Genomic DNA, 23,840 nt, shown 5'->3' with positions numbered 1-23,840 from the left:
CTGCACTTGTCCGGAATGACGGTGGGGTGGGGAAGGCGTGTATCCCCTCACATCTCCTCCGGCATCTCGGCCACCGGCAATGTCACCAGAGCGATGCCCGGATCGTCGGGCGACGTGCCGACGGTAAAGCCGAGGGCATGGCACATGGAGATCATCGAGGTGTTTTCCTTCAGCACCTCGCCCTTGATCACTTCGATGCCGTCCGCCCTTGCGTAGCGGATGATCAGTTTCATCAGGGCCCAGCCAAGACCGAGGCCCTTCAGGTCGGAACGCACCATCACCGCATATTCGCCGGTCTGGTGATCGGGATCCGCATGCAGGCGGACAACGCCGAGCAGACTGCCGTTGTCCGGATCGATCGCGGTGAAGGCAATGGCGCGGGCATAGTCCAGCTGGGTCAGACGGGACAGGAACCTGTGACTGAAGTCCCGAACGGGCGCGAAGAAGCGCAGGCGCAGGTCTTCCGGGGTCACGGCTTCGAAAAACGCCTTGAACATGTCTTCGTCCTCCGGACGGACGGGACGCACGAAGACGGTCCGGTCGCCCTTCAGGGTGAGGGTCTGCTCCCACTCCTGCGGATAGGGCGTGATCGCCAGGCGGGAGCTTCCGGTGCGGCCGGGCCGTTGCTCCGGGTGGCAAAGGGTCATGCGGGCATCGAGCGCAATCAGGCCGGAAGGCAGCGCCACGATGGGGTTGATGTCGAGTTCCTGGATCTCCGGAATGTCGATGGTGATCTGGGAGAGTTTCACCAGCGCCTGGCCGAGCGCGGCCCGGTCGAGCGCGGGCCGGGACGGGCCGCCGTCGAGCAGGCGCGCAATGCGCGTGCGCCCGATCATCGCCTCTGCAAGGTTCAGGTCCAGCGGTGGCAGTTCGAGGGCGATATCGACACTTTCCTCGATCGAGGTGCCGCCGTGACCGAACACCAGAACAGGCCCGAACTCCGGTGTCTCCGCCAGTCCCAGATAAAGTTCCAGTCCGTGCCGGTCCTCCAGCATCGGGTGAATGGAGATCCCCGCGATCCGGGCGTCCGGGTAATTGAGCTTCGTTTTCGCGATCAGCTCTTGCGCCGCATGCCGGACGGCCTCGGCGCTGTCCAGTCCGAGGCGCACGCCGTCGATACGCGACTTGAACGGCAGATCCGGAGAGATCAGCTTGACGACACAATGCGCGTGCTCCTCGAGAAACGGCCGCGACAGGGCGGCAGCCTCTTCCGGGGTTTCCGCCATCTGCGTGGCCATGATCGGCAAGTCATAGGCCCTGAGCACCGCGACAACTTCAGGAGGGCTGAGCCAGGTCCGGTCTTGCGCCAGCGCGGCCGTGACGATCCCGCGCGCAGTCGCCACATCCGGAGTGAAGCTGCTCGGCAGGCTGGGAGGAACCGCCATCAGAAATTCCCGGGCCTGCGCATCGTGCGCCAGGTGCATGAGGCTGCGCGCCGCTTCCGCCGGGCTGGCATAGTTCGGGATCTTTGCCTCTGACAGGGACGCGCGCACCGCGCCGTCACCGCCGATGAGACCCGCGACAAGGGCCTTGCGCCGGCCCGTGCGCCGCCGGTCGGCCAGTCCGGCGTCGACCACCGCCTTTGCGATCGCCGGCAGGGGCTGGAACGCGCTGGCTGCCTGCAGGACAATGGCCCCGTCAACTTCCGGATCCTTCAGGACCGTGGTGATGGCGCCGGTGATGTCCTCCGGTGAGACGCTCTCCTTCAGGATCACCGAGCCGGCCGCCGCGGGCGTATCGTCCAGGTCTGCATGGGTCCGGCTGATGCCCGCAAGGGCCGTGCGTGTCTCCGGACCAAGATTGGCGAAATCGGCACCCAGGTCCGACAACCGGTCGACCGCCAGGCTTGCCAGGCTGCGGCCATTGGCCAGAACGGCCAGTTTCTCGCAGCGGGGGACGCGGATGTGGGAGAGCGTTTCAAGTGCTTCGAACATTTCATCAAGGTCATGAACGCGCAAAAGCCCGGTCCGGCGGAACACGGTCTCGTATACCAGGTCCGTGCGCGCCAGGCGGCCGGCATGGGTCCGGCCGGTTCCGCCCGTGTCGCGGCTCTTGCCGGAACGGATCACGATCACCGGCTTGCTGCGCGCGGCGGCCCGGGCCGCGGAAATGAACTTGCGCGGAACAGCGATGCCTTCAAGGTGCAAGACGATGGCGCGGGTCCGGTAATCCTGGGCGAAATAGTCGATCAGGTCGCCGATATCGACATCCATGCGCGCACCGAGTGAAACGACCGCGGAAAAACCCGTCCGGTGCGCTTTCGCCCAGGACAGTGTCGCGTTGAGGACGGCGCCCGAGCGCGAGATAAAGGCGACTTCGCCCTTCTCCGGAGGCTCGGCGCTCAAAAGGGCGTTGAGGCCGCTTGCGGGAACCGCCAGCCCAAGCGTTCCCGGGCCGATTAGGCGCAGATTGGTCGATTGCGCGGCCTCCCGGCAGGCCTGAAGCAGGTCTTCCGGCCAGATTTCGTAGCCGGGGGAGGGGATCAGGACAGCTTTCGTGCCACCGGCGCCAAGTTTCGTGATCGTGCCGGGCAGGACCTCGGGTGCGGCCAGATAGATCGCCAGGTCCGGCATGGTCTCCAGGTCTTCCAGCCGGTCGACCTTCCTGCCGTGAAAGGGGACGTCCTCGTCGATGCCGATCAGCGTGACGGGATGGCCGGCCTCGATATCATGCAGGCAGGCGATCAGTTTTTGCGTCAGGACCCCGGGGTGCCGGCAGGGGCCAAAGACCGCGATCGAGCGCGGCGCGAAAAAGCCATCCAGATTTCGAATGGTCACCTGCGCAATCCTTTCCCGCCGCCGAAATCGGCGCCGGTTTCAAAGAACATCCAAACAAAATGCCCGCGGCCCCGATTGTGTCAGGTCCGCGGGCATTTTGCATTGCAAAAAATTCGCTCAGTGCGCCATCAGCACCGGCACGGTCATGGCTTCCAGGATTTCCCGGGTCGCGCCGCCGAACAGGAATTCGCGCATCCGGCTGTGGCCGTATCCGCCCATGACAACAAGGTCGTTGCCGTTGTCGCTGACGTGGTTGAGCACGGTGTCGGCAATGCCTGCCTGCGGGTTGGTGATCACCTCCACGGTGACATCCATGTTGTGGCGGGCGAGATAGTTGGCGACATCGGCACCCGGCTGTCCCTGGGCCGTCGTTGCCTTTTTCTCGATCACCAGGAGCGTGATCTTGTCGGCCTTTTCAAGCACCGGCAGAGCGGCGTGAATGGCCCGGGTCGCGGTGGAACTGCCGTCCCAGCCGACCAGGACATTTTTCGGCTGGAACGCCTTGCTGCCGATATAGGGCACCAGCAGGACAGGCACGCCGCTTTCGAACAGGATGGTTTCGATCAGCAATTCGCGCATGGGCTCCGGCTGGTCGGGATTGGCCTGGCCGACCACGACGAGATCTGTCGGCCGGCAATGTACCAGGACGTTTTCCAGCGGTCCGCCGGTCAGGATTTCGGCAACCCGGCTTTCGCTGTTGACCGCCGCAAGGCGGGCGAGTTCGTCAAACTCCTTCTTGGCTTCATTGGCGGCCGCAATCGCCTGTTCATGCGCGGCCTGGAGATAGTCGACCGGCATCGGCGCTGCGGCAAAGGCCGGCACCACAGGCTCGAACGACACGGCCAGGCCGGTCACGTGAGCATCGTGCGTGCGGCCGAATTCCAGCGCATACTTGGCGGCCGGCTGATCGCCCGCGAGATCCAGAACAGTCAAAATATCTTTGATCGGCATTTAACCCTCCTATGGCCGGTACATGCGTATCGAACCGGCCTTGCCAGAAAATTACAGGAGCGATGGTGCAACCGTCCTTGACGCGTATCAAACGGAAATCCGCTCCCGCTGGCCGAAACGGAAAAAATGCGCAATATGGACCCATGTCGAAACGCTGGCTCTATCTGGCCCTGCCGCCGTTCCTGCTCGTGGTGGCCGCCTTCGTGCTGGTTCAGCTCTTTCTGGAGCTGGACAGGGACAGCATTGACCGCAAGGCGGCCGAACGCCTGACGCTGTACCGCCAGACGATCCTCGGCGAATACCAGAAATACCGTTACCTGCCCTACATGATCGCACGCGATCCGCGTGCGACCTCCGCGCTGGGCCTCGGCCAGCCGGTTGAGAGCGCCAACCGTTTCCTCGAGGAAATGGCGGAAAATTCCGGCGTCGAGCTGCTCTACGTGATGAATGCGGAGGGCACGACGCTGGCCGCCAGCAACTGGCAGGACAGCCTGTCGCTGGTCGGCCGGAACTATGGTTTCAGGCCCTATTTCAAGTCGGCGTACCAGGGCCGGGAGGGCCAGTTTTTTGCCATCGGCGCAACCTCGGACGAACCGGGCCTGTTTCTGGCAAGACCGACCCCGGTTACCGGCAAGCCGGTCGGGGTTGCCGTCGTCAAGGTGGATATGGGGCCGCTGGAAGAAGCCTGGGCCGAAGGCGGGGAAACCGTGTTTGCCTCCGACGCAAACGGCGTGATTTTTCTCTCCAGCCAGCCCGAATGGCGTTACCGCACGCTCGCCGCCCTGCCCGAGGAAGTGCGCCGGACGATCGAGGCCACCCGTCAGTATGCCGGCCGGGATCTGACACCGGTCAGCGACCGGCCGGTGCAGGCCAAGCAGCAGCTCGTGATTGACGGCAGGGCCTTCCGTCACAATTCGGCGGATGTCGGCCTGCTCGGCTGGACGCTGCATTTCCTGGTACCGGTCGAGGAAACCCGCAAGAGCGTGCTGCCGATCTGGGCGGCTGCGATCACCTTGTGTCTCATCTATGCGGTTATCGTGCTGGTCCTGCGTGGACGGCGCCTGCGCAAGGCATCGGCGCTGCTGCGCCAGGAATCGGCCGGTCTCAAGGAACTGAACACGCGCCTTGTCGAGGAGATTCAGGAGCGTCGGCGCGTGGAGCGCGAGCTTCTGGAAGCGCAGCGCGGTCTTGCCCGGTCGAACCGCCTAGCGGCTGTCGGCGAAATGTCCGCCGCCGTCGTCCATGAACTCAGCCAGCCGCTCGCCGCCCTCAGGATGTTCGTGGCGGGCACCCGCAAGTTCCTTGAAAAGGGAGATACCGACACGGCTGCGGAAAACCTGGACGAGATCGACTCCCTGCAGATGCGCATGGCCCACCTCACACAGGAGCTGAAACGCTTCGCCCGGCCGGGTGAAAGCCGGATCGAGAAGATCGACCTGAGGGAAAGCGTCCGTGTCGCGGAAAAGATCGTGCGGCCGCGTTTCGAGGAGACAGGCGTCACCCTGGATCTGGACCTTCCCGACGCGCCGCTGGAGGCCGAGACGGCGCCGCTGAGGATCGAACAGATCCTGGTCAACCTGTTGCGCAACGGCGCCGATGCGGCCGCAAGCGAGGAGCAGGGCAAGGTGACGCTCCGGGCCGACCAGCAGGAAGGGCAGGTGATCCTGCGGATCTCGGACAATGGCCCGGGCATTCCGGAGGATCTGCGTGAACGGATTTTCGATCCATTCTTCTCGACCAAGGCCAGTTCGGGCGGCATGGGGCTGGGACTCGCCATTTCGATCCGTCTTGCGGAAGATCTCGGCGGCGGCTTGTCAGTGACGGCGAACACCCCTAAAGGAGCCGTGTTCGAACTCCGGCTGCCGGGCCTCGGCGAAGGGCATGCCGACAATGATCCCCTACCGGATCTGAAATCCGAAGCGGCCGAATGACAGACCAGCATATCAAGATCCCCGTCCTGATCGTTGACGACGATCCCTCCATGCGCGCCGCCCTCAGGCAGTGGATCCGCCTGGCCGGCTACGAAACCCAGGAAGTGGCCACTGTCGATCAGGCCCTGGCGAAGCTGTCGCCGGGCTATGAGGGCTGCGTGGTGTCCGACGTGATGCTCGACGGCGAGGACGGCATGATGCTGCTCCGCCGGGTCAAGGATCTGGATGCCGACCTGCCGGTGGTGCTGATCACCGGGCACGGTGACGTCCCCATGGCCGTGGAAGCCATGCGCGCGGGCGCCTATGACTTCGTCGAGAAGCCCTTCGATCCGGACCTGATCGCGGATGTGGTACGGCGCGCCTGTGACAGGCGTGCACTGGTGCTTGAAAACCGTGCTCTCAAGATGCAACTGACCGACAGCGCCGGCCTGGAAAGCCGCTTGATCGGATCGAGCCCGGCGATGCAGGCGCTGCGCCGGCAGATCCTGCATTTTGCCGGGACCGATGCCGCGGTGCTGATCACTGGAGAAACCGGAACCGGCAAGGAAGTCATCGCCCAGGCGCTGCATGATTTCAGCCCGCGCAAGGACGGGCCGTTCATGGCGATCAACGCCGCGGCGCTGCCCGAGGCGATGGTCGAGGCGGAACTGTTCGGTCACGAGGCGGGCGCCTTTACCGGTGCGGATCGCCTGCGCATCGGGCGGATCGAGGCGGCCGGTGGCGGCGTCCTCTTCCTCGACGAGATCGTCTCCATGCCGATGGCCTTGCAGCCGAAACTGCTGAGGGTGCTTCAGGAAAAGAAAATCGACCGGATTGGCGGCACCAAACCCGTCGATGTGGATATCCGCCTGATCAGCGCCGCAAATATCGAACCGGGCGAGGCGGTCCAGTCCGGCCGCCTGCGCGAGGACCTTCTGTTCCGCCTGAACACGATCGAGTTGCGCGTGCCGCCGCTGCGCGAACGCGGCCGCGACGCGCTGCTGCTGTTCGACACATTCCTGAACCGGTTTGCGGTCCAGTACGGCCTGGAGCCGCCTGTGACAAGCGCGCGGGACGAGGCCTTCCTGCAGACCTATGCCTGGCCAGGGAATGTGCGCGAGCTGCGCAATGCCGCCGAACGCTTCGTGCTCAACGCGCCGGTTAGCCCGCAGCCGCTCGAGGCGCTCGTGACCGGGCAGCGTGATCAGGGAGAAATGCCGGCCGGTGGCGGACTGAAGGACCTCATGGATGCTTATGAGCGCAACCTGATCGAAGGTGCCCTGCGCCGCCATGGCGGACGCATTGCCGATGTCATGCGCGAACTCAACCTCCCAAGGCGAACGCTGAACGAAAAGATGACGCGGCTGGGCCTGAGCCGTGAACAGGTCGGCCAGGCGGACGCCTCGGAAAGCTGAAACCTGTCACCGGACAGTCGTGTTTCGGCGGAATTCCGCCGATGGCAAACGGGGATCGGCAAGATCTTGCCGAGCTGCACCGCAGCATCCGCGGCTCGTCGCCACGAAACCGCAGAAATTCCCTCAAACAGGTGTTGTCAACGCCACTTGGCACGGGTCATGCTACGGCACCATCGACTTGGTGCGGGCCTGCAGCGCAGAGCGTGCAGGCTGAGCCGCCAAGGAAATGAGCAAAATATCTTGGGAGGATTTCATGCTCTTTTCACTCAAGTCCGCTACCGCGGTATCCGCGCTTGCGCTCGCCACTGTCTTTGCCACCGAAACCTTTGCCCAGGACGTGACCTGGAACGTCTCGCTCTGGGGCAAGCGCCGCGCCTTTACCGAACATGTCGAAAAGCTGGCGGAAGAAGTTGCCGCGAAGACTGACGGCAAGTTCGTGATCAATCTGCATTATGGCGGTGCGCTGTCCAAGTCCCGCGAGAACCTTGACGGTATCTCCTTCGGTGCATTCGAGATGGCCCAGTTCTGCGCTTCCTACCACGCCGACAAGAACCCGACCCTGACGGTTCTGGAACTGCCGTTCCTTGGTGTGTCCGACCTGGAAACCGAAGTGAAGGTCTCCAAGGCACTCTATGAGCATCCGGCCGTGCAGAAGGATCTCGCACGCTGGAACGCCAAGCTGCTGATGCCGTCGCCGATGCCGCAGTACAACTTCGCCGGCAAGGGCGATGTACCGACCTCCGTCGCCGACTTTGACGGCATGCGCGTGCGCGCGCTGGGCGGTCTCGGCAAACTGATGGAAGCCGCCGGCGCGGTGCCGACCTCGGTGACCGCCTCGGAAACCTACCAGGCCATCGACAGCGGCACGGTCCAGGCGGCCGGCTTCGCTCCGCATGCGCATCTGGCCTTCAAGGTCATCGAGGTTGCCAACTGGTGGACCAAGAACCTCAACCCGGGCACCGTGCATTGCCCGGTCGTGGTCAATGTCGACGCCTACAACGCCCTGCCGGACGATTTCAAGGCAGCGCTTGACGAGTCGGTCGATCCGGCGATCGCGCATTACCTCGACACCTACGCCAAGGTCTATGACAAGTGGTGGCCGGAACTGGAAGAGCGCGGCATCACGCAGGTCGAGTTCTCGGACGAGGAACTTGCCGCCTTTGCCGAAAAGGCGGGCCCGATCCACGCCGCCTGGGTGGAAGAGCAGACTGCAAACGGCCTGCCCGCGCAGGAACTGCTCGACATGGTCAAGAAGACCATCGCCGAATAAACCGGCACTCCTGACTTGACCCTCATGCTTTCCGGCGCGCGATCACGATGCGGGCGCCGGAAAGCCCTGCTCGGGGCTTTTACTCATGATGACGACTGATCCCGGTGGACGTTCCTCTTCGGAACGCCCGGTTACGTATATCCGTTTCGACGGCTGGCTCGGCCATGTCGAAAACGCCTTCAACATGTTCGCGGCTTTCTCGATTCTCGCCTTGATGCTGCTGGCCGTCGCCCAGGTACTGGGGCGTCTGGCCTTCAACACGCCGATCCCCGGCTTTATCGACATCACGGAACAGGCCATGGCGATCTTCGCCTTTGCGGGCGTCGCCTACTGTCAGCGTGTCGGCGGCCATATCCGGATGGAGATCGTGCTCGGCAGGCTCAGTGGCCGAACGCTCTACATCTGCGAGATGGTCGGCGTCATCCTGATCGCCTTCACCGTTGCGTTGCTGATCTGGGGGTCGCTGTTTCACTTCGAACGCGCCCTGAACATTGGCGACAGCACCATGGACATCCGGCTGCCGACCTGGCCGTCCAAGTTCATGATCCCCCTGGCACTGAGCCTCCTGTTTCTGCGTTTGCTGATGCAGGTCTACGGCTATGCCCGACTGGTCGCGAACCCTGCGCGCGAACCGATTGCCGTGCCGGTGATTGAAGACGTCGAGGAGCACGCCAAACATGAAATCGAAGAAGCCTTTGGTGACGACCTCGACGAAGGAGAGGCCAAATGACGCCGTTTGAAGTTGGCCTTTTGATGACCGGTGTGCTGCTGGTCCTGGTGGTCATCGGGGTCCGGGTGGCCTTTGCCGCCGCATTCACCGGGCTTGTCGGACTGATCATCCACTTCTCCATGAAGATGGGCTTCGAGCGCGGCTTCTTTGTCGCCCTGCAGATGGCCGGCACCATCCCGCATTCGAAATCCGTCACCTATGCGCTGTCGGTGCTGCCGACCTTCATCCTGATCGGCTTCCTGGCGTTTTACGCCGGCTTTACCAAGCAACTGTTCGAGGCCGCCAAGCGCTGGCTCGGCTGGCTGCCGGGCGGAATGGCCGTCGGCACGGTGTTTTCGACCGCCGGCTTTGCCGCGGTGTCCGGGGCGTCCGTTGCCACGGCGGCGGTGTTCGCCCGTGTCGCCATTCCGGAGATGCTGGAGGCGGGGTACTCCAAGCGCCTGTCCGCCGCGGTTGTGGCAGCCGGCGGCACGCTGGCCTCGCTGATCCCACCCTCGGCGATCCTGGTGATCTACGCCATTTTGGTGGAGCAGTCGGTCGGCAAGCTGCTGATCGCCGGCTTCCTGCCGGGGGTCTTTTCGGCGCTGATCTATGTCGGCATCATCGTCGCCGTCGCCGCCTGGCGTGGCGACGCTCCGGCAATTAAGGGCTTTACCTGGAGCGAACGGTTGGAGAGCGTCCCGGGGACGCTGCCGATCATTGCCGTGGTGGCGATCATCTTCTGCTCGTTCTTCTTCGGTCTGGCAACGCCGACCGAAGCGGGCTCCCTCGGTGCCTTCGTGGTGCTGGTGGTGGCCTTTGCCAAGGGCATGAAGACCAGGCAACTCGGCCAGGCCCTGCACGAAACGGCCAAACTCACCGTGATGATCTTCACCCTGATCTGGGGCGTGCTGGTCTATGTGCGCTTCCTGGGCTTCGCGGGTCTTCCCGAGGCCTTCAGGGACTTCATCGTCGCGCTGGAGTTCTCGCCCTGGATGGTGATGATCTGCATTCTTCTGGGCTATGCGGTGCTCGGCATGTTCATGGACGCGATCGGCATGCTGATCCTGACCCTTCCGGTGGTCTATCCGGCAGTGATGGCCCTGAACGGCGGCGAGGGCGTCTCGGCGGCCGACAGCGCCTTCGGCATGTCGGGCGAAGCCTGCGCGATCTGGTTCGGCATCCTGGTGGTGAAGATGGCGGAGCTCTGTCTGATAACCCCGCCGATCGGCCTGAACTGTTTCGTGGTCTCGGGGGTTCGTCCCGACATCCCGGTGCAGGAAGTCTTCCGTGGCTGTGTGCCGTTCTTCGTTGCGGACGTGCTGACCATCGCCGGCTTGCTTGCCTTCCCGTCGATCATCACGATCCTGCCGGAACTGATGGGCTGACGCAGCTGTCGGCAGCACACGGCAAAAAAGCGCCGCTGCGGTTCCTCGCAGCGGCGCTTTTGTTTTTGCGTCAGCTCGGAGATCCGGACCAGGCGTGACAATCTCCCGGCCGGCCGCGGCAACCGGTTCAGTCGAAAACGTTCGCCTGGCTCTGTACCGTGTCGAAACGGTTCGCGCCCGCTGTACCGGGAAAGAAGCCGTTGGCGATGAAGAGCCAGAGGCCGTAGAAGCCGCCAATGAACGGGACAAACAGGAGCAGGACCCACAGTCCTGACTTATCCCGGTCGTGCAGGCGCCTCACCTCCAGCGAAAACAGGCATACCGTAAGGGCCAGGAACAGCAGGAGGAACAACAGACCGCCGGTCGTGTCGACGAACCCGCGCATGACCGCCACGGCGTCGACTTCGCCCTGAACCGGCGGGAGCGTGGACGCGTAGGCCATGATGGCCATCATGAAGATGATGAAGCGCACAATGCCGATGGTCCAGTATTCCATTCGGCCGATACGTCCCTCGAAGCTGAACAGCATCCCCACCAGAAACCCGAATGCCTTGAAAATCGAAAAGCCTGACCCGCCTTCGTCTGAAACCGCTGCATAGCCAGGCGAAGGATAGGCCTGGGAGGCAGCCGCACCGCCGTGCTGGGTCTTCTGATCCGCCCAGCCCTGGGCAGGCTGCTGCGGCAATCCGCGTCTTCCAAATTGCTTGCGTTGCGCCGCCATCGGTGCCCCCGTTCGAAAATCAATAGATTGAACGCCGGTTACGCTACGCCAGGCAACTTAAGATTGACGTAAGGGACATGGTTAAAACTGCATGAAATGACAGGGGTCTATTTGGATAACTGAACCGGACCTCCGGGGCGGTGGAGGAAACGCCGGAGCCGGTGCCCTAGAACAGGCTTCCCTGGTCCACCGGGCCCTTTCCGGTCGCCGGTTTCTTCGGTTTGCTCCTGGCCGGTTTGGAGGCGGCGCTGTCACTCATGGCGACCGCGTCGATCGTACCGTCGGCCAGTTCGATGGACAGCGCGGCACCGGACGCGACGCCGGCCGCGGAGCGCACCGGATGACCGCTGTCGTCACGGACCACCGCGTAGCCGCGCGCCAGCACATCCTTGTAGGAAAGCGATTTCAGGAGTTTCTGCAGGCCGTCCAGCCGGGCCTTTTCCTGCGTTACGCGGGCGAGATAGGCCCGGTCGAGCCGGTCGCCGAGGCCGGTGAGCCGTTCCTGGCCGAGCACGGTCTGCTGGGCCAGACGCGTCGGCGTCAGCCGCACGGCAAGGGTATCGAAGGCGTGCCGCTTCTGGCTGACCGCCACCTTCAGGGCGCGTTGTTGCCGGTCGCTGGCCTGCGCCAGATCCTGCCGCGCCTTGGTGCTGAGGCGTGACAGCAGCAGCGGCGACAGGCGGCCGGCGAAATTCTGGAAATGGGTCCGGTGCGTCCGCGTGCTGACGATCAGGGCCCGTTCCAGGCCATTTGCCAGATTGTCGAATTTCTGGCGCGGCAGGGCCAGAAGGTCCTGGGGTGCGGGCAGGGCGGCACTGGCGGCCCTCAGCTCCGTGCGCCGGCCGGTGACAAAGCGCACGAGCCCGGAATTGAGCCGCCGGGACCGGTCGTCGACCATCGCCATGAGTTCGGCCTTCACCGGCACGGCGATTTCGGCGGCGCCCGTCGGCGTCGGTGCGCGCAGGTCGGCGGCGAGATCGATCAGCGTCCAGTCGGTTTCGTGGCCGACGGCGGAAATGAGCGGGATGTCGCTGGCCGCGGCCGCACGCACGACGGCTTCCTCGTTGAAGCCCCAAAGGTCCTCGATGCTGCCACCGCCGCGGGCAACGATCAGGAGATCGGGCCGCGGGATCGGCCCGCCGGGCTGAAGCGCGTTGAAACCGCGGATGCCGTTGGCGACTTCCGCCCCCGAGGTTTCGCCCTGGACACGGACGGGCCAGACCAGCACATGGACGGGAAACCGGTCGTCGATGCGGTGCAGGATGTCGCGGATGACGGCTCCGGTGGGCGAGGTCACCACGCCGATCACCTTGGGCAGCGGCGGCAGCTTGCGCTTGCGCTCCTCCGCGAACAGGCCCTCGGCGGCAAGCTTCTTCTTGCGTTCCTCCAGGAGGGCCATCAGGGCGCCGGCGCCGGCCGGCTCCAGCGCGTCGATCACCATCTGGTATTTCGACTGGCCCGGGAAGGTGGTGATCTTGCCGGTGGCGATCACTTCGAGGCCCTGTTCCGGCTGGATCTTCAGCTTCGAGGCAACGCCGCGCCAGATCACGCCGGACAGGACCGCGCGGTCGTCCTTCAGGTCGAGGTAGATGTGACCGGAACCGGGCCGCGATATCCGCCCCAGTTCGCCGCGCACCCGCACGTAGCCGAAGGCGTCCTCCATCGTGCGCTTGATGGAAAAGGAAATCTCGGAAACGGAGAATTCGGCGACGTTGGAAGATTGCTCGGCCACAGGTGATTCCTTCTGGTTTCCCGAAAGTGGCCGCTCGCGGTGAGAGGGTCAAGGGGAGGCCCGCCGATGCACGGGACTATCCCCTTCCGCGCAAGGAATACGCGACATGATTGGCCGGAGACGGACAGAATCGAATAGGCTTGGATGACGCGTGTGGTTGACGCTATCCGCCTTGAAACCCACACAATCGGGCGTAGGGTCTGGTCATGGCCAAATACGAGTTCAACATGCAACGACTGTTTTTGCGACACATTCTTGCCGATGGCGCGCGCATCGAAGCGGACCGCGGCCAGGCGAACTATCTCCTCAACGTGCTGCGCCTCAAGGACGGCGACTATGTGCAGGTCTTCAACGGCAGCGACGGCGAATGGCTGGCCAAGATCGCCGCCAGCGGCCGGCGTGAATGCGCACTGCAGCTCATGGAGCGGACGCGGGACCAGACGGTGCCCAACGACCTGATGTACATGTTCGCCCCGCTCAAGCACGCAAGGCTGGACTACATGGTGCAGAAGGCCGTGGAAATGGGAGCCGGCAGCCTGAAGCCCGTGATGACGCAGCATACCCAGGCAAGCCGGGTCAATCTGGAGCGCATGGAAGCCAACGTGATCGAGGCTGCCGAACAATGCGGGGTGCTGTCCGTGCCGGAAGTGCTAGCGCCCCAGCCTTTGAACGACGTCCTGGACGTGTGGTCCGAAGCCCAGCCCGGACGGCGGCTGCTGTTTTGCGACGAAAGCGAAGGCACCAACAACCCGCTTCTCACCCTGGCACAGCTCAAGGAAGCCGGGCCACAGCCTCTCGCGGTCCTGATCGGGCCGGAAGGCGGTTTTTCCGAAGAGGAACGCGCGCGGCTGCGCAGCCTCGATTTTGTGTCGCCGATTCCGCTTGGACCACGTATCCTCAGGGCCGATACCGCGGCCGTCGCGGCCCTGACGGTCATTCAGGCGACCGTCGGCGACTGGAGGTGAGTTGATGTCCCAGCAGATCCTGCCGCCGGACCAGCCGATGCGGGATGTTTCCGCCGGCCACGGCAATGCGGCGGGGCCGGGATCGCCTCAAAAGGACGGCAGGCGCCTGCGACTTCCCGTCGGTGTCGCGCTCGGTCTGGTCTTTTCCGTCCTGCTGGTGGTGATCTGCGGGATTATCATAACCTACATGGCGACATCCGACCGGCGCATTGCCGGACGGCTGCTCGATGAACAGGGGCTCGCCGTCCTCAAAGGCAACGAAGCCGTTCTGGACAGGTTCTTCCGGCAGCAGGAAATGTTGCTGCGCACGGTGGCGGTCGAAGTGTCCCGGTCGGCTGAGCAGCTGTCCGACGCCGACCTGGAACCCTATTACCGCCTGCTGCCGGAAGGGGCCGAACTCGAGCTTGGCCGGGCGGTGCTGACGGAAACCCCCACCGATGAACTGCCGCAGGTGGCCTGGTCGGATTTCCAGTACCGGCAGGGCATGGCCACCGGGGTCAAGGTCGCGGAAATCGATCTTGGCAACGGCCAGTCGTTGAGGGCGCTCTATCCGCAGCCGGTGTTCGCGCGGGTCGCCAGGGACATGGAATGGGAGGGCCGGCAACAGGTGTTCCTGCTGTCGGGGCGGGACAGGGCCATCGTGGTGTCTGACGCGCCCGCGGCCGCTTTCGCCGCTTCGCCCGAACAGCCTCTGCCCGCGCTTGCCGGCCTGACCGCCTCGCCCCTTCATCTCATCTGGGTCGAGACTGAAAACGCCCACACCATGGGCGGTTCGATCGAGGGACGGGTCTTTCCCGGGACCAAGGGCATGTTCACGGCAATCTTCACCGAGGTGTCGTCCGGGCCGGCAAAGGGATGGATCCTGGGCACGCTCTACCGCGCGGAGGAATTCGGCGCGGCGCTCGACCAGACCCGGATTGTGCTCTATGCGGCGCTGGTCGCCCTCGTGGTAGGCGCCTTTCTGTCCTTTGTTGTCGGACGCCTTCTCGGCCGGCCGCTGAACCGTCTGGCGCATGCCGCGGCCAGCCTGAGACAGCTCGATTTCGACGCTTCGGAACGGCTGCCGCGCTCGCGGCTGGCGGAACTGGACGACGTCAACCAGGCCTTCAACGGCTCCATCGGCGCCCTGAATGCCTTTGCCAAATATGTACCTCGCCAGCTCGTTTCGCGGCTGATCGAGGAAGGCATGACGAGCACGCGCAACATCGAGATCAAGGAGATGACGATCGTCTTCACGGATCTTGCCGGATTTACCGACCTGGCCTCGCACATGAGCGCGCAGGAGACCGCTTCCTACCTCAACGGCTATTTCGAGACGGTGTCGGATGCCATTGCCGAGCAGCACGGCACGATCGACAAGTTTCTCGGCGACGGCGTGATGGCGTTCTGGGGAGCGCCGTCCGACCAGCCGGATCATGCGACGCTGGCAATCTCCGCGGTCAAGGCGCTTGCGGACAAGATCGCGCAGATGCCGCTGGACACGATGCGTGTGCGCATCGGCGTGCATACCGGCAAGGTCGTGGTGGGTGATATCGGTTCGTCGGCCCGGATGAACTACACCGTCATCGGCGATGCGGTGAATGTGGCCGCGCGCCTTCAGGAACACGGCAAGACGGTGGATCCGGACGCCAAGGTGATCGCGCTGGTCAGCGGTGAGACGATGGCGCACCTGCCGGAAGGCACCAGCGCGACCAGCCTCGGCTCGGTCCATCTGCGCGGTCGCACGGAGCCTTTATCCGTCTTCAGGATTGCGTGACGGACGGGGCTTCGGGACCTTGGAAACGGCTTTGGATTGGATGCAAATCTCCGTGACCGACGCCCCGGCATCGTCGGGACCCGCGCGCCCCGTGTCGTTTCCACGCTTGCATTATTGTTTCAGGAATCCTAAATCACCCAAGCTTTAAGGCGTTTCTCTTTGAAACGCGTCGGATCATTGCGGTAGGCAGGGGGCAACCTGGCGGGCCGCGCAAGCACTAGGACGCTTTCATGGCCCGCGACACGGTCGATTCCACCCCGATTGCAACGGTCGCGGACCTGGCGGCGACGCTCGAAGCGGGCAACAAGCCGGAGGACCAGTTCCGAATCGGCACCGAACACGAGAAGTTCGGTTTCTGCCTGAATGAACTGACCCCGATCCCCTATGAAGGCGCGCATGGCGTCGAGGCCGTGCTCACGGGCATGGAGAAGCTAACCGGCTGGGAGCGGATCGAGGATGCGGGCAAGATCATCGGCCTGGCCGACGACCACGGTGGCGGCGCCATTTCCATCGAACCCGGCGGGCAGTTCGAACTCTCCGGAGCGCCGCTCGACAACCTGCACCTGACCTGCCGCGAGGCCAACCAGCACCTTGCGCAGGTGCGCCAGGTCGCCGAACCGCTCGGCGTCGGCTTCCTCGGCATCGGCATGACCCCGACCTGGTCGCGTGCGGATGTGCCCCGCATGCCGAAATCCCGCTACGACATCATGACCAACTACATGCCGAAGGTCGGTTCGCTCGGCCTCGACATGATGTACCGGACCTCGACCATCCAGGTGAACCTGGATTTCTCGTCCGAAGCGGACATGGTCAAGAAGATGCGCATCGGTCTTGCCCTGCAGCCGGTCGCGACGGCAATCTTCGCCAATTCCCCCTTCACCGAAGGCAAGCCGAACGGCTTCAAGTCGTTCCGGGCGCAGATCTGGACCGACACGGACGCGGACCGCACCGGCGACATGCCCTTTGCCTTTGAAGACGGGTTCGGTTTCGAGCGCTATGTCGACTGGGCGCTGGACGTGCCGATGTATTTCGTCAAGCGCGGCGAAACCTATTACGACGTCACGGGAACCACCTTCCGCCAGTTCATGAACGGTGCGCTGGAAGGCAAGGTGCCGGATGCGACACCGTCGATCGGCGACTGGAACAACCACCTGTCGACGCTGTTCCCGGATGTGCGGCTGAAGAAGTATATCGAGATGCGCGGCGCCGACGGTGGCCCGTGGCGGCGCATCTGTGCCCTGCCGGCGCTGTGGGTGGGTCTTCTCTACGACACCGGCGTGATGGACCAGGCCTATGAACTGATCAGGGACTGGACGCAGGAAGAACGCGCTGCCTTGCGCCGGGACGTGCCGAAACACGCGCTGCAGACGCCGTTCCGGGGCGGCACGCTCCTGGACGTCGCCAAGGACGTGCTGGCGTTGTCCCAGGAAGGCCTGAAGCGCCGCAACCGACTCAGCGACGGCGATCTGGACGAGCGCGTCCATTTGGCGCCGATCGAGGAAGGCCTTGCTTCCGGCATGTGCCCGGCCGATGTGCTGTTGCAGCGTTACAACGGCTCGTGGGGCGGCGACATCACCAAGGTGTTCAAGGAATACGCCTACTGACCGGTCCTGCCGGGCCCCGCGGGGCCGGTTTGTACGGGAAAGGCACGCCGTGTTCTCAGGCGCGAATTGACGTAACGCCCGGGAGAGGTCACTCTGTTCAAGGTTGGTCTTGTTTCTCAAGACCTTGCAACAGCGTGACCGGAGCAGTGCGATGACTGGCAGCGAGACGTCAGCTCCCCCTTTCGACATTTTTTCCCTGTCGGAAGATGTCCGGAACCGTTTTGGCTGGTCGAACGGGGACCTCAACCGGGTCATGGAGCAGTTGCTGCCGGCGGCGCTGAACGGCTTTCGCTACTTCGGCAACACCGTTCCGGGCTTTACCGAGTTCCTGGGCCAGGCATCGCCCCTGACCAGCGCCACACAAATCCCCTTTGCCGGCTTTTCCAGCCTGTTTCAGACACCATCGGAAGCCGCCCTGGCCCCGTTTTTCGGACCGGAGGCGGTGCAACAGGCCCTGGCCGCCCAGATCTCCGTCCTGACCGGACTGCAACGGGATGCCATCCAGGAAATGATGCCGGTGGCGGCGACACTCGCCATGGGCCAGATCGCGCGTCCCTTCGTTCACGGTGAGGCGCGCAATCTCCTGGATGCCTATTTGCGCGGCTTTGCCAGGGGCCGGCCAAAGCCGCAGCCCACACCGGTGGATTACCTCCAGGGATACACCGATGCCATGCAGGCCTTCTGGGGAGCGTTCCTGCAGCCGGCACGTGTCGTCGAGGCTCCGGCCGAGCCGGAGCCGGAAGAAGACGAAGAGGAAGAGCTGCCACCGGATCCGGAAGAGCACGTGAACCAGGAGGCTTCGGAATTCGACGAAATGGTGAACAGCTGGATGGCTGCCGGTCGCGATTTTCAGTCCAGCCAGTTCAAGGCCTTCGACAGTTTCTTCGAAAAGGCCTCGAAGGATTTCCGTCCGGGGTGACGCCCGGAAATGCGATCTGAAAAAGGCCCCCCCCAAAAAAAAGACCCGCCGGAGGGGGCGGGTCAGTTGCGTCAGCAAGGCTATGCCGACAGGGGCTGCTAATGGGGTTGCCGAACCGGAGGATGGCCGCGGGGATCAGGCGGCCAGTTGTCCGGGACGGCTTGTTTCGGTCTCCACGAGGCGGACATCCGGCGCCGCATTGGCAGCGCGCACACCCTGCCAGGTGCGCTGCATGCTGGCCGCGCTCACCACAGATGTCGGATCGGTATAGAATGGTCCGGCCAGGGCCCGTCGAACGTCGCTCCGGGTCAGGCCGATGTCTTCCAGCTGCTCGTCGGACCAGTGTTTCAGTTCCGCGAATTGGCGCCGGTTGTTGAATACGCGCCATGCACGGGCAATCATCTGCCCGAGAAGAGCGAAGGCCGGGGTGCTTGCAGAATGTGTCATGGCAAAAATCTCCTGTGAGCGGCCGGAGGAATTTCCGGCAGCCTGTTCCGCGCCAGCGTTGGCGGTCCTTGTTGTTGGAACATGCTCAACATGGAGACTTTCCTGCTATAAATCCAACGAATGTTTGTGATTGAAACAATCACTTCCTGTGATGTCAGGATTTTTGGGGCAGATCGCTGCCGGCATTCGGCGGCCGTTCCGAAAACATTTTCCGAACGAATGAATGTCGTGCTAAACATGAGCAACCCTGATAATTGAGGCGCCCATGCTCGACCTGGATCAGCTCCGAACTTTCGTGGCCATTGCCGAAAGCGGCAGCTTCACGCGTGCCGCTGAAAATGTGCACAAGACCCAGTCGGCGGTGTCCATGCAGATGCGCCGGCTGGAGGAACGGATCGGCAAGCCGCTGTTCGTACGCGTCGGGCGGCAATCGCGGCTGACCGAACATGGCGAACGGCTTCTGCACTACGCCCGAAGGCTGGTTCAGCTGAACGACGAAACCCTGGCGGCCTTCGACGACACGGAACTGGCGGGCCTGGTCAGGCTCGGGACGCCGGACGACTATGCCGACCGCTTCCTGCCGGAGATCCTGGCCCGGTTTTCAAGATCCAACCCCAAGGCGGAGGTCAGCGTGGTCTGCGCGCCGACACCGAACCTTGCCGACATGATCGCCGAGGGGGAGCTGGATGTCGCCATCATCACCCACGTTCAGAAGAAGGGGCGCAAGAACGTCGACGTCGTGCGCCGCGAACCGCTGCTCTGGGTCGTCTCCGCCCGTCACGCGGTGGAAAATGAATCGCCGCTGCCCCTTGCGCTCGGCCGGGCAACCTGTGACTGGCGCAAGGCGGCCATCAATGCGCTGGGGGACCAGATGCGCGAGCATCGGCTTTTGTATTCCAGCTGGAACTCGACGGCGGTCGGCGCCGCAGTGCTTGCGGGTCTTGCCATTTCGGTACTTCCGGAATCCGCGCTTCGACCGGGTATGCGGGTGCTGACGGAAACCGACGGATTTCCGAGACTGCCCGAATGCGAAATCGGCATCATGCGTTCCTGGCACAACTCGTCCCGGGTCACGGACGCCCTTGTGGAACATATCGTGTCGTCGCTGGACAACCTTTCCGTTCCGCAGGCTGCTGAATAGTCTGAAATTTTTCAATTCCTGCCATAAGTTCAGACGGTTAAAGTCCGGACCGGTTTTGCCGCTGGCGAATTACACATTGAAGTGTTAGAGACTGTGATGTATCTTTGATCAATCAATTCGAATCTCGAATTTCCGGCTGACCTGCGGGTCATCTAAAGGTTCCTCATGCAAGTCGCTCTAGATATCGATCAGTTGCGGACCTTCCTGGCGATCGCGGAACTTGGCAGCTTCACCAAGGCGGGTGAGGCCGTGCACAAGACCCAGTCGGCCGTCTCCATGCAGATGCGCCGTCTGGAAGAGCGCGTCGGTCAGTCGATCTTCATCAAGGATGGCCGTCAGTCGCGGCTCACCGAAGACGGCCTCAGGCTGGTCGAGTTCGCCCGGCGCATGATCTTGCTGAATGACGAGACCCTGTCGGCCTTCAATGGCCAGAAGGAAGTCGGTCATGTCAAACTGGGTGTGCCGGACGATTATGCGGACCGGCTGCTGCCTCAGGTCCTTGCGGCTTTCAACCGTCTCAATCCGTCCATCGAGGTGCAGGTGGAGTGCTGCTCCAGCGCGAAGCTGACACAGGCGATCCGCGAAGGGGTTCTGGATGTCGCCATCACGACGTCCGGCGACACGATGGATTTGCGCGGCGAGATCATCCGGCGCGAACCGCTCTACTGGGTCACGTCGACCCAGCATTGCGCCCACACCCAGGACGTGATCCGCCTGGCGCTCGGCCCGGCGTCCTGCGGCTGGCGGCGGCTTTCGATGGATGCCCTGGACCGGTCGGGACGGCAGTACCGCGTCTCCTACACCAGTTCCAGCGCCACCGCGCTTGTCGGCGCCGTACAGGCCGGACTGGCCGTCAGCGTCTTTCCGGAAAGCGCAATTCGCGACGGCCTGCGCATCCTGGACGAAAAGGACGGCTTCCCGCCGCTGCCTTTCTGCGACATCGCGCTGCTGCGATCCGACAGCGCCCGCGAGACCATGCACGACACGCTTTGCAATCACCTGATAGCCGCCATCGGCAATGTCGGCACCAGCGGTGCCCAGGTCGCCGCCGAATAGGCTGCGCACCTTCATTTCAATTCAACGGATTGGTTGAAGCGCTGTGCCGCGGCAATCAGCGTGCCCGCAGCATCATCAGGTTGCCGCCGAGCACACAGACCAGACCCACCGCGGCCAGCGGCGTCCACTGATACCCTTCAAAGATCGTCGACAACGTCAGGGCCACCACCGGGAACATCACCGTGGCGTAGCCGGCGCGTGCCGAGCCTATTCGGCCCAGCAGGGTCAGGTAGGACGCGAACGCGATCACCGAGGCGACAACCGCGAGATAGACCAGGCTGCCGAGATACTGGACCGAGATCTCGATGGCGAAGCTCTGCCCGCGCAGGGCCGAAAACAGCCCCAGAAAGACCATGCCGTAGACCATGCCCCAGGCGGTTGCCGGTGTAACGCCGATACCGCGCCGCTGGGTGACGGCGGACAGCATGTTGCCGAGACAGAAGGACAGCGTACCGCCGACACAAAGAGCCAGGCCGAAGGCGGCCTCGGTGTTGAATTCCGCGCCCGCCAGGTTCGGCCAGAACATCAGGCCGATGCCGGCGAAGCCGAGAACGCCCGCGAGGAGTGCAATCGGATTGGGGCGCTGCCCGAACAGAACCGCGCCCAGGAACAGGTTGAAGATCGAGGCCGTCGAGAAGGTCACCGCCAGCAGGCCGGACGGAAGAATGGCAGCGCCATAGTAGAACAGCGTGAAATTGGTCGAGAAGATGAGGGCACCGAGCCCGGCGAAACGCAGGTGATCGGCGACCGGAAAGGCGAGGCTGTGGCCCCGGTAGCGCGCCCAGGCCATCATGATCGCCGAGGCCAGCACGAAGCGCCAGAACACCGAGACTTCCGGAGCGACGGTTGCGACCTGTCCCTTCATGGCGATCCAGCTGAAGCCCCAGGCCAGAACGGTGGCGGCATAAAGCCCGTAATCCGTGGCACTGAAACCGGCGGAGCCTGGACGAAGGGCGGGGGAGGCGACACTCATGACGGAACCGTTTTTTCGGGGACTTGGCCAACAATGTGCGACCCGGCACACTTCAGCGCAAATGATTGTTTTTGATGTTTCCATCAAGCGGGGCGATGGATAAGCTTCGGGCGGCAAAACTGACGGTGCCGTGTTCGATCCGCCCGGGGGGCTGCATGCACTTTCTCGTCATCGAAAACTATCCGCATACCGAGATTGGTGTGCTGGGCCGGGTCGCTGCAGCGGAAGGGCATTCCTGGCAGACCATCAAGGCCTATGCGGGTGAGGCCCTGCCTTGGGAAATCGAAGCCTTTGCCGGCCTCGTCGTGCTGGGTGGGGCGCAGAACGCTCTGGCGGACGAGGACTATCCCCATCTGCCAAAGGTCTGCGACCTGATCCTCAGGTTCCACCAGGTGGAAAGACCCGTGCTTGGCATCTGTCTCGGATCACAGCTGGTCGCGCGGGCCTTTGGCGGGCGCAATCTTCTGGACCTGCCGGTGGAATTCGGCTGGCGCGAAGTGATCCCCACGAGGGACGGCCGGGAAGATCCGGTGCTGAAGGAGCTGCGGACCGGCCGGCCCCAGTTTCACTGGCACGCCGACACGGTGACGATGCCCGAAGGGGCCGTGCATCTGGCGACCAGCGCGATGACACCCGTTCAGGCTTTCCGCATGGGCCGGACGACCTATGCCGTCCAGTTCCATTTCGAAACGGGCCTGACGGAAGTGCGCCACTGGTCGGAACAATTCGCGGACGACGTTGCCGCCCATGCTCCGGACTGGCCCGAGCGTTTCGAGGCCGAAGCCGCGCGCCATGCGCCTGCGGCAGAGGAGACCGGCGAAGCGCTGTCACGGGCCTGGCTGAAGCTGCTGTAGATTGAAAAGGCACCTGACTGGTTCGGCGGACATACCTCCCTGACTTGTCGTTCCTGCCGCCGGCGCCGGTTGTTGGATCACAGAGCTGATGGAGTGTCCTGGATCCCGCTTTCGCGGGAAGGACAACGTCTTTGGGGCGCCGCCTGTACCGCCAAAACAAGGCTGGCCCCAACACCCAACTTCATCCTGAGGAAGCGCGGCAGCGCTGTCTTGAAAGATCGGCTGCTTGCTCCCGAACCGCGGGGTTCTCCCAAGAGGAGGCTGCTATCAAACCACCGGCGTGCCACCCCCCAGAACCGTCTGCATCATGGCTTCGTCCAGATTGCCGCCGGAGAGAATGATGCCGGCTGTCTTGCCTTTGAGCCGTGCCCTGTCCTTGGCGAGTGCGGCAAGTGCCGCCGCGCCGGCGCCTTCGGCAAGGTTGTGCGTGTCGGCGAAGAGGACCCTGATGGCCTCGGCGATCTCGTCAACCGAGACGGTCACGATCCGGTCCGCGCCTGCTGTCAGGATGTCCAGGGCCTCCTGAAGAGGTTCCCGGCAGGCCATGCCGTCGGCGAATGTCTTTGCCGTCTCGGTGGTGACGACTTTGCCGGCGCTGAAGGAGAGGGCGTATGCGGGGGCATTTTCGGTGACCACAGGAACGATCTCGGTCTTCAGGCCGAGCAGGTCGCGGACCGTGATCAGGCCGCAGACGCCGGAACCCATTCCGACCGGCGCATAGACAACATCGAGATCCGGATGCGCGCGGAAGAATTCAAGCGCATAGGTTCCGACCCCGAGCACAATGTTCTTGTGAAAACTCGGAACCATCAGCAGACCGCGTTCTTCGGCAAGCCGCTGGGCGGTGCGCCGTGAGATGTCGAAGTCGCGACCGTCGATCACAAGCTCCGCGCCAAAGGCCTGCATTGCCCGGTTCTTGCCTTCCGCGTTGCCCTCGGGCACGACGATCGTCGCGGGCAGGCCCAGGGTTCGGGCGGCAAGTGCCATCGACTGGCCGTGATTGCCGCGTGTGGCCGTGACGACGCCGGCAGGCCGGCCGTTTTCGTCGATGTGTTTCTGGATGAAGACGATCGAACTGCGCGCCTTGAAGGCGCCTATCGGCGTGTGGTTCTCGTGCTTGACCGCGATATCGACGCCGAAGCGTTCCTTCAGCAGCGGCCAGGCATAGGCCGGTGTTTCGGGAACCAGGCGGCGGACAATCGGCAGGGCGGCGTCGAGGTCATCCAGCGTGAAGAGAGGGGTCATGGTCAGG

19 protein-coding genes are annotated in these 23,840 nt (G+C 63.6%); 12 read left to right on the top strand and 7 right to left on the bottom strand.

Annotated elements, in window-relative coordinates:
* Positions 1 to 47: 47 nt before the first annotated feature.
* Together O6760_RS01310 and O6760_RS01305 are read right to left on the bottom strand one after the other, a co-directional pair.
* Positions 48 to 2,777 (bottom strand): bifunctional acetate--CoA ligase family protein/GNAT family N-acetyltransferase, encoded by a 2,730-nt coding sequence (locus O6760_RS01310; protein ID WP_269583692.1) that lies wholly within the window; start codon positions 2,775 to 2,777, stop codon positions 48 to 50.
* A gap of 117 nt (positions 2,778 to 2,894) precedes the next feature.
* A complete protein-coding gene (locus O6760_RS01305; protein WP_269583691.1) occupies positions 2,895 to 3,728 on the bottom strand; it encodes a universal stress protein in 834 nt (277 codons plus the stop codon).
* A gap of 143 nt (positions 3,729 to 3,871) precedes the next feature.
* Here O6760_RS01305 and O6760_RS01300 point away from each other — a divergent pair, with 143 nt between their 5' ends.
* The 5 genes from O6760_RS01300 (at position 3,872) to O6760_RS01280 (ending at position 10,420) form a co-directional block, all read left to right on the top strand.
* On the top strand, positions 3,872 to 5,659 hold the full coding sequence (locus O6760_RS01300) for a sensor histidine kinase (RefSeq protein WP_269583690.1): 1,788 nt from the start codon (positions 3,872 to 3,874) through the stop codon (positions 5,657 to 5,659).
* Entirely contained in the window at positions 5,656 to 7,053 is a 1,398-nt protein-coding gene (locus O6760_RS01295; protein WP_269583689.1) for a sigma-54-dependent transcriptional regulator, read from the top strand. Before O6760_RS01300 ends, O6760_RS01295 begins: the two co-directional genes overlap by 4 nt.
* Positions 7,054 to 7,306: 253 nt before the next feature.
* Entirely contained in the window at positions 7,307 to 8,323 is a 1,017-nt protein-coding gene (locus O6760_RS01290) for a C4-dicarboxylate TRAP transporter substrate-binding protein (protein WP_269583688.1), read from the top strand.
* 85 nt (positions 8,324 to 8,408) lie between these two features.
* The gene (locus O6760_RS01285) at positions 8,409 to 9,053 is read left to right on the top strand and encodes a TRAP transporter small permease subunit (RefSeq protein ID WP_269583687.1); all 645 of its coding nucleotides are present in this window, start codon (positions 8,409 to 8,411) and stop codon (positions 9,051 to 9,053) included.
* Positions 9,050 to 10,420 (top strand): TRAP transporter large permease, encoded by a 1,371-nt coding sequence (locus O6760_RS01280; RefSeq protein WP_269583686.1) that lies wholly within the window; start codon positions 9,050 to 9,052, stop codon positions 10,418 to 10,420. The genes O6760_RS01285 and O6760_RS01280 overlap by 4 nt, the downstream gene beginning before the upstream one ends.
* Before the next feature lie 127 nt (positions 10,421 to 10,547).
* Here the strand turns inward: O6760_RS01280 and O6760_RS01275 are convergent, their stop codons facing one another.
* Both O6760_RS01275 and xseA read right to left on the bottom strand, forming a co-directional pair.
* Entirely contained in the window at positions 10,548 to 11,105 is a 558-nt protein-coding gene (locus O6760_RS01275) for a DUF805 domain-containing protein (RefSeq protein ID WP_269583685.1), read from the bottom strand.
* A 202-nt stretch (positions 11,106 to 11,307) separates the two neighbouring features.
* Positions 11,308 to 12,873, bottom strand: coding sequence for an exodeoxyribonuclease VII large subunit (xseA, locus tag O6760_RS01270; RefSeq protein ID WP_269583684.1), 1,566 nt, complete (start codon positions 12,871 to 12,873; stop codon positions 11,308 to 11,310).
* A 206-nt stretch (positions 12,874 to 13,079) separates the two neighbouring features.
* Here xseA and O6760_RS01265 point away from each other — a divergent pair, with 206 nt between their 5' ends.
* From O6760_RS01265 to O6760_RS01250, 4 genes are all read left to right on the top strand, one after another.
* Positions 13,080 to 13,838, top strand: coding sequence for a 16S rRNA (uracil(1498)-N(3))-methyltransferase (locus O6760_RS01265; protein ID WP_269583683.1), 759 nt, complete (start codon positions 13,080 to 13,082; stop codon positions 13,836 to 13,838).
* 4 nt (positions 13,839 to 13,842) lie between these two features.
* Entirely contained in the window at positions 13,843 to 15,594 is a 1,752-nt protein-coding gene (locus O6760_RS01260) for an adenylate/guanylate cyclase domain-containing protein (RefSeq protein WP_269583682.1), read from the top strand.
* 230 nt (positions 15,595 to 15,824) lie between these two features.
* A complete protein-coding gene (locus O6760_RS01255; protein ID WP_269583681.1) occupies positions 15,825 to 17,198 on the top strand; it encodes a glutamate--cysteine ligase in 1,374 nt (457 codons plus the stop codon).
* Positions 17,199 to 17,349: 151 nt separating this feature from the next.
* The gene (locus O6760_RS01250; RefSeq protein WP_269583680.1) at positions 17,350 to 18,117 is read left to right on the top strand and encodes a DUF937 domain-containing protein; all 768 of its coding nucleotides are present in this window, start codon (positions 17,350 to 17,352) and stop codon (positions 18,115 to 18,117) included.
* A gap of 135 nt (positions 18,118 to 18,252) precedes the next feature.
* Here O6760_RS01250 and O6760_RS01245 read toward each other — a convergent pair whose 3' ends face one another.
* Positions 18,253 to 18,564, bottom strand: coding sequence for a DUF1127 domain-containing protein (locus tag O6760_RS01245; RefSeq protein ID WP_269583679.1), 312 nt, complete (start codon positions 18,562 to 18,564; stop codon positions 18,253 to 18,255).
* Positions 18,565 to 18,829: 265 nt separating this feature from the next.
* On the opposite strand from O6760_RS01245, the gene O6760_RS01240 reads away from it, so the two are divergent.
* Both O6760_RS01240 and O6760_RS01235 read left to right on the top strand, forming a co-directional pair.
* Positions 18,830 to 19,705 (top strand): LysR substrate-binding domain-containing protein, encoded by an 876-nt coding sequence (locus tag O6760_RS01240; protein WP_269583678.1) that lies wholly within the window; start codon positions 18,830 to 18,832, stop codon positions 19,703 to 19,705.
* A gap of 165 nt (positions 19,706 to 19,870) precedes the next feature.
* Complete coding sequence (locus O6760_RS01235; protein WP_269583677.1) at positions 19,871 to 20,761, top strand: LysR substrate-binding domain-containing protein; 891 nt, start codon at positions 19,871 to 19,873, stop codon at positions 20,759 to 20,761.
* A gap of 55 nt (positions 20,762 to 20,816) precedes the next feature.
* On the opposite strand, the gene O6760_RS01230 is transcribed toward O6760_RS01235, so the two are convergent.
* Positions 20,817 to 21,734: a DMT family transporter gene (locus O6760_RS01230; protein ID WP_269583676.1), complete on the bottom strand. Its 918-nt coding sequence runs from the start codon at positions 21,732 to 21,734 to the stop codon at positions 20,817 to 20,819.
* Between the two features lie 155 nt (positions 21,735 to 21,889).
* Here O6760_RS01230 and O6760_RS01225 point away from each other — a divergent pair, with 155 nt between their 5' ends.
* Entirely contained in the window at positions 21,890 to 22,588 is a 699-nt protein-coding gene (locus O6760_RS01225; protein WP_269583675.1) for a type 1 glutamine amidotransferase, read from the top strand.
* 267 nt (positions 22,589 to 22,855) lie between these two features.
* Here O6760_RS01225 and O6760_RS01220 read toward each other — a convergent pair whose 3' ends face one another.
* Positions 22,856 to 23,833 carry a threonine dehydratase gene (locus tag O6760_RS01220; RefSeq protein ID WP_269583674.1) on the bottom strand — a complete coding sequence of 326 codons (978 nt, stop codon included), beginning with the start codon at positions 23,831 to 23,833 and terminating at the stop codon, positions 22,856 to 22,858.
* Between the last annotated feature and the right edge of the window lie 7 nt (positions 23,834 to 23,840).

The sequence above is a fragment of the Roseibium sp. Sym1 genome (assembly GCF_027359675.1).
Lineage (GTDB): Bacteria > Pseudomonadota > Alphaproteobacteria > Rhizobiales > Stappiaceae > Roseibium.
This window is presented reverse-complemented; position numbering and strand designations above follow the sequence as displayed.